The organism is Candidatus Planktophila sp. (assembly GCF_046070465.1).
Lineage (GTDB): Bacteria > Actinomycetota > Actinomycetes > Nanopelagicales > Nanopelagicaceae > Planktophila.
On record NZ_JBJTMK010000076.1, the window covers coordinates 1 to 6,590 of the forward strand.

A 6,590-nucleotide genomic window follows, 5' to 3' on the forward strand; every position below is an offset into this window, starting at 1 on the left:
GAAGGCATGGTCGGAGAAGAAGAAGGATCTCTCGTGATTCTCAATCCTTCATATGAACTTGTAATTCAATAAGCTCTCATTATTTATCTTTAAAGAAATCTGTTAGTAGTTCTGCACACTCTTTTTCAAGAACTCCTGCAGCGACTTCGACTTTAAAGATTGAACGCGGATCTCTCAGTACGTCCCACACAGATCCGACTGCTCCGGCTTTTTCATCCCATGCCCCGAAAATAACTTTTGAGATTCGCGATTGGGCGATAGCCCCTGCACACATGGCGCAAGGTTCGAGAGTCACAATCAAAGTGCATCCATCAAGGCGAGACTTTTGTAGACGCGTCGCTGCATTACGAATTGCAACAATTTCCGCGTGGGCAGTGGGATCGTAATTTGCTTCGCGTTCGTTAAAGCCTTTACCGATAACAACCCCGTCGCCATTGATAACGATTGCGCCGACAGGTATATCACCCGACTGCGGTGCGATACGCGCCACATCAAGGGCTAAGCGCATTAGCTCTTCGTTATTCTGCATAGCCAGACTTTATCGGTATGGTTGGAGCCATGAAAGTACATGTCGCCAATCATCCGCTTATCTCTCATAAATTAACTGTTCTTCGCGATGAGCGCACAGATTCGCCAACTTTCCGACGTCTCGTTGAAGAGCTCGTCACACTTCTTGCATACGAAGCAACTCGTGATGTGAAAACTCATTCAGTAAAGATTAAGACACCCGTTACTGAAACATCTGGTTTAAAGATGGCAGATCCTCGCCCTGTAGTTGTTCCGATCTTGCGCGCAGGTCTTGGAATGCTTGAAGGAATGACCAAGCTTCTGCCTACTGCACAAGTTGGCTTCCTCGGCATGGTTCGCGATGAGAAGACACTTCAGGCAAGCACCTATGCAAATCGTCTCCCTGAAAACCTCGCTGGTCGTCAATGTTTTGTGCTTGATCCAATGCTTGCAACCGGTGGAACTCTTGTTGCTGCCTTCAACTATTTGATTGAGCGCGGTGCAACAGAGATCACTGCAATCTGCCTCCTTGCCGCTCCTGAAGGAATCAAGGTTGTTGAAGATGCATTTAAGGATTCTGGTGTTCCGATTACTTTGGTTACAGGGTCACTTGATGAGAAGCTCAATGAGCACGGATACATCGTCCCTGGCCTGGGTGATGCAGGAGATCGTCTCTACGGAGTCGTGTGATGGCATCTACTTCTCCCGGATACGGAATCACAATCCGCGTCGAAGGCGCACCTGAACTTCAGCCTGTAGCTCTCGTGACTGCAATTGTCACAAGCGCTGGCGCAACAATTACCGCTCTCGATGTTGTTGAATCTCATTTGGATCGAGTCGTTGTAGACATTACCTGCGACACTGTTGATAAAGATCATGCTCAGGAAATCAATCAGGCTCTCGCAGCGCATGCTGGTCTAACCGTTCGCAAGGTAAGTGATCGCACCTTCTTGCTCCACCTCGGTGGCAAGCTTGAAATTAACTCCAAAGTTCCATTGAAGACTCGCGATGACCTCTCTCGCGCATACACACCGGGCGTTGCACGCATCTGCCAGGCAATTGTCGATGACCCCTCCGATGTGCGTCGCTTAACGATGAAGCGCAATACAGTCGCCGTAGTTACCGATGGATCTGCAGTGCTGGGCCTTGGAAATATCGGTCCGGCAGCAGCCTTGCCTGTGATGGAAGGTAAAGCAGTTCTCTTTAAACGCTTTGCAGATATTGATGCCTGGCCAGTCTGCCTCGATACTCAAGATGTCGATGAAATTGTTCGCACCGTCCAGTTAATCGCACCTGTATATGGTGGAATCAATCTTGAAGATATCTCAGCGCCTCGCTGCTTTGAGGTAGAAGCGCGACTTCGTGAACTCTTAGACATCCCTGTCTTCCATGACGATCAACACGGCACAGCAATAGTTGTTCTCGCTGCACTTCGTAACTCATTGAAACTTGTAAACAAGTCCATCGGTGATGTGAAGATCGTGATGAGCGGAGCAGGAGCTGCTGGTACAGCTATCGCTCGCTTACTCGTTCTCAGTGGTGTCACCAACATCGTCGCATTCGATAAGGATGGCGTCATCTGCAAGAGCTCCCCTGGCGAAAACGATATGCGTCGCTGGTTTATCGATAACTCAAATCGCGATAACTTCCAAGGCGATATCCACCAGGCGATGGCGGGTGCCGATGTCTTCATCGGCGTCAGCGCACCAGATGTCATCTCTGAGGCCGATGTTGCTTCAATGGCGCCAGGTTCGATTGTCTTTGCTCTTGCGAATCCAAATCCTGAAATTGATCCAGCAATTGCTCGTAAGTACGCAACAGTTGTTGCAACCGGTCGAAGCGATCAGCCAAATCAGATTAATAACGTGCTCGCTTTCCCAGGAATCTTCCGCGGTCTGCTCGATGCAGGTGTCAGCAAGATTGAAGATGAGCTTCTCGTGGCGGCGGCAGAAGCAGTAGCCGATTGCGTCTCATCATCACAGCTCAACGCATCATTTATCGTGCCTAGTGTCTTTGACCCTCAGGTCGTTTCAAAGGTTGCAGCAGCTGTAAAGAAGATTTCTCGTCAAGGATGAGTGCTTACGCAGCATCTTTTGATGCGCAATTAATGAACTTGGCTCCATTCCTTCTCTATCTCATCATCGGTGTCATCGTCTTCGTTGAAACTGGGCTTCTCTTTGGCTTCTTTCTCCCTGGAGATTCCATACTCTTTAGCGCTGGGCTAGTTGCTGCTGCCCATGGAAATATCAATATCGCCGTTCTGGTGACTGTCATTGTTGCTGCTGCCTTTTTTGGCGATCAAGTGGGGTTTGTCATCGGACGCGTAATCGGACGCCCATATTTGGATAAACGTAAGTCCCCTCGCATTAAGTCCATGATTGTTAATGCAGAGAAGTTCTACGAACACACAGGCTGGTGGGCAGTTGTCGCTGCACGATTCTTCCCGTGGATTCGTACCTTCGTACCACCTATCGCAGGCGCATCGATGATGAATTACTACAAATTCTTATCTGCAAATATCCTCGGAGCAATCCTCTGGGGAGCTGGAATCACGCTTGCTGGTTTCTACGCGCACTCACTGCCGATTGTGAAGACCTCTTCTTACGCGATAGCGGCCTTCTTTATTATTGCTTCTGCGGTTTCCGCGACTGTGAATTATTTACGCCGCCCACGATAACCCCAAGATAAGTCATCGCAATTCCGGTGACTAAGTACCAGCTGACGTGAACACCATCTGTTGGTGACAGTAAATCGATCATCAAAGAACCCAGCAAATTTCCACCCACGCTAAAGAGCGTGAAGGTTAATACCCCTAGATGCTGAACAATCTTTGAGGTGAATGCAATATAGATAACGCCGATAACTCCGCCGGTATAAATCCACCAAGGCCCAGCAGGCAGTGCAGTTAACTTTGTATCGCCGAAGATAATAAGTAGAAGTAGGAAAATGCAGAGGAACGTTGTTCCCATGATGAAATTAAGGAACGAAGTGGTGTAGCTCTGATGCGAATGTTCGTTAATCTGCCCATTGAGAGCACGTTGCACACCCACTACTGCACCGGCAATTCCAGCTAAGAAGACTGCGAAGAGAGCCAAGTTCGCAGCTTCAATGCGATCGTAGACCGAGATAAATACTGCCAAAACGGTAAAGGCTGCCGCAGCCGAACGACGGACAGTGATGTGCTTCTTCCCCCCACCGGTTATTCCCAGGCGGTCGACGAGAAGTGAAGCTGCGGTTTGTCCGGCGATGGAGGCAACAGAGTAAATAGCCACGCCTATTACAGGCACTACGTGGGTTTGTATGGCGACGAAGGTTCCACCGAGAGCGCCGGCAAAGAGGGTCCACTGAGGGAGCTCACGACGTGAAACTGCGCCGCGGAGATTGCGAGCGCCTTCCTTAATTGCTGGCGAGAAGATTGCAATGATGGCAATGATGAAAAGTCCGGATCCAAATGAGATGAGCGCTGCCTCAACTCCATTATTAAGTCGATGCGATAGCTCGCCATTGGCACGCGCTTGCAAAGCAATCATGACACCGGAAATAGTTGCGAGGATATCTAATCGTTGGTTCTCTTTTGAAGTCATTTTTATCCCTCAAGTGCAAGAGTGATCGATAGCCACTCTTCTTCTCTCGTTGCCAGTTCTGCCTCAACTGCAGCAAGGGCTGCTGTGATATCTAAAAAGTTTTCCGGCGTAGCTGATTCAAGTTCATTGGTTAAGCGAATTACTTCAGCCTTGCCCTTTTCAATCTGTCGCTCAACTCGAGTCAGATCTTTCTTGAGTTGACGTTCTTCTGCAGCGCTGGAAGTTTTAGCTTTTCCAGATGGATTCTGGACGGGGGTATTTTGACGGTGGCGAAGTTCGAGATATTCGTCAACACCACGAGGGAGATCGCGAAGCTGCAAATCACCAAGTAATCCAACAAAGCGATCACAGACTCTTTCGAGGAAGTAACGGTCGTGGGAAACAACTAGCAAAGTTCCACCGAAGCTATCGAGTAGATCCTCAAGCTCCGTTAATGTCTCAATATCGAAATCGTTTGTCGGTTCATCGAGCATCAAAACATTTGGTGCATCCATCAGTAATCGAGTTAACTGCAAGCGACGACGTTCACCACCTGATAAATCGCCCACCGGAGTCCACTGTCCATCGCGGTCAAAACCAAGTCGTTCACAGAGTTGCGATGCAGAGAGAGTCTTGCCTTTACCGAGTTCTACAAACTGAGCTACCTTTTCAACGGCTTCAAGTACGCGCCACGTTGGGTCTAGCTCATCGAGATGCTGCGTAAGAAAGGCTATTTTCACTGTTATTCCAGTAGTGAGCTTTCCTGCAGCGGGCTGTAGCTCGCTAGCAAGTACACGCATCAGAGTGCTTTTACCGGCACCGTTAATTCCAACGATTCCAATTCGGTCACCTGGTCCAATATTCCAGGTCAAGTTCGAGAGCAGCTCTTTATCTCCAGCCTTGACCTGCATATCTTTCGTCTCTAAAACAGTTTTGCCTAAACGGTTGAGTGCAAACTTAAGAAGCTCACTTCCGTCACGTGGCGCAGGCTCTGCTGGAATCAATCCATTGGCTGCATCGACTCGGAACTTAGGCTTAGTTGTTCGTGCTGGTGCACCACGTCGTAACCAAGCGAGTTCTTTACGAATCAAGTTATTGCGGCGTGCCTCCGAAGCTGCCGCCTGACGTGCGCGCTCGGCTTTTGCAAGAACGAAGGCTGAATAGCCCCCGTCATACTCTTCAACAGCACCTTGCACGACTTCCCATGTTCGATCCGTTATTTCATCTAAGAACCAACGATCGTGAGTAACAACTAAAACCGCTAGATCAGTGCGCTTCTTTAAATGTGCCGCCAGCCATGCAACACCTTCAACATCGAGGTGGTTTGTTGGTTCATCGAGAAGTACAAGTTGAATATCGTCAATGAGAAGTTTTGCTAAACCGACTCGACGCTTCTCTCCACCAGAGAGATTGCCAAATGTTCTTTCAAAGAGGTGATCATCAAAGCCGCCGAAGAGCCCTGTGAAGATTTCACGGATGCGAGCATCTCCAGCCCACTCATGTTTTTCGCGATCTCCTAATACAACCTCGCCTACAGTAGATGTGGGGTCCGCCTTATCAATCTGTGCCAGGTAGCCAATATTGGTTGCATTGGATTTTGTAACGCGTCCAGCATCTGGTGACTCTTCCCCGGTAATGATGCGCATCAAAGTGCTCTTGCCGGCGCCATTGCGTCCGACGATTCCGATACGTTCGCCCTCTGAAATTCCAAGGGAGACCTTGACGAGAAGTGGGCGAATATCAAAGGCTTTAGAGACCTCTTCGATATTAACAAGATTGCGCGCCACGGTAGGAGAGCGTACCTTTTCGCCATGAAGGTTACTGACCGCGAATACGCCCTCGAACTCGATAAGAACGATCTATTGGCTCATTTCAAGAGTCGATTCGTTATTACCGATCCGGATCTCTGCTATCTCGATGGCAATTCATTGGGCCGACTACCCCATGACACGGTAAAGGCAGTCAACGACTTCCTCACCCACGAATGGGGACGTGAAGTTGTGACGGGCTGGAGCCACTGGGTCGATGAGGCGCAACCGGCAGGTGACCTCCTCGGTCGCTCTGTCCTTGGTGCAGCCGCTGGCCAGGTCTTGGTCTGCGATACAACCTCAGTTAACTTCTATCAGCTCTGTCTTGCAGCAATTAACTCTCGTCCAGGTCGCAAAACAATTATCACCGACGCAGCGAACTTCCCCACTGATCGATACATATTGGATGGAATTGCAAAGCAACTCGGACTCAACTTGGTAATTATCGATAACGAAGATCCTGCAGTATCCGACAATGAACGAATCACTGTAGACATTCTCAAGCCATACATGAGCGAAGATGTTGCTCTCGTTACCTTTGAAGTAATTCAATATCGCTCTGGTGCTCGCAATGACATCAAATCAATCACTGATTTCGTCCGTTCTTTTGGCGCATGGGTGGTCTGGGATGCAAGCCATGCTGCAGGCGCGATTGAGATGAATTTTGATGACAATGGCGTTGATCTTGCAGTGGGTTGCACATATAAGTACG

At 49.1% G+C, this 6,590-nt stretch carries 7 protein-coding genes; 4 read left to right on the top strand and 3 right to left on the bottom strand.

All coding sequences use genetic code 11. The features are described from left to right. Positions 1-79: 79 nt before the first annotated feature. Complete coding sequence (gene tadA, locus ACKOVI_RS03465) at positions 80-529, bottom strand: tRNA adenosine(34) deaminase TadA (protein ID WP_509602637.1); 450 nt, start codon at positions 527-529, stop codon at positions 80-82. 29 nt (positions 530-558) lie between these two features. Here tadA and upp point away from each other — a divergent pair, with 29 nt between their 5' ends. The 3 genes from upp to ACKOVI_RS03480 are packed head-to-tail and all read left to right on the top strand — an operon-like array spanning position 559 to position 3,184. Continuing rightward, entirely contained in the window at positions 559-1,197 is a 639-nt protein-coding gene (gene upp, locus ACKOVI_RS03470; protein ID WP_509602638.1) for a uracil phosphoribosyltransferase, read from the top strand. Continuing rightward, positions 1,197-2,582, top strand: coding sequence for an NAD-dependent malic enzyme (locus ACKOVI_RS03475; RefSeq protein WP_509602639.1), 1,386 nt, complete (start codon positions 1,197-1,199; stop codon positions 2,580-2,582). The genes upp and ACKOVI_RS03475 overlap by 1 nt, the downstream gene beginning before the upstream one ends. Next, positions 2,579-3,184 carry a DedA family protein gene (locus ACKOVI_RS03480; RefSeq protein ID WP_509602640.1) on the top strand — a complete coding sequence of 202 codons (606 nt, stop codon included), beginning with the start codon at positions 2,579-2,581 and terminating at the stop codon, positions 3,182-3,184. Before ACKOVI_RS03475 ends, ACKOVI_RS03480 begins: the two co-directional genes overlap by 4 nt. On the opposite strand, the gene ACKOVI_RS03485 is transcribed toward ACKOVI_RS03480, so the two are convergent. Together ACKOVI_RS03485 and ACKOVI_RS03490 are read right to left on the bottom strand one after the other, a co-directional pair. Continuing rightward, positions 3,132-4,091, bottom strand: coding sequence for a DMT family transporter (locus ACKOVI_RS03485; RefSeq protein ID WP_509602641.1), 960 nt, complete (start codon positions 4,089-4,091; stop codon positions 3,132-3,134). The genes ACKOVI_RS03480 and ACKOVI_RS03485 overlap by 53 nt on opposite strands. A gap of 2 nt (positions 4,092-4,093) precedes the next feature. Beyond that, positions 4,094-5,857 (bottom strand): ABC-F family ATP-binding cassette domain-containing protein, encoded by a 1,764-nt coding sequence (locus tag ACKOVI_RS03490; protein ID WP_509602642.1) that lies wholly within the window; start codon positions 5,855-5,857, stop codon positions 4,094-4,096. Between the two features lie 24 nt (positions 5,858-5,881). Here ACKOVI_RS03490 and ACKOVI_RS03495 point away from each other — a divergent pair. Continuing rightward, positions 5,882-6,590 (top strand): aminotransferase class V-fold PLP-dependent enzyme (locus ACKOVI_RS03495; protein WP_509602643.1); only part of this gene is annotated, 709 nt, incomplete at its 3' end.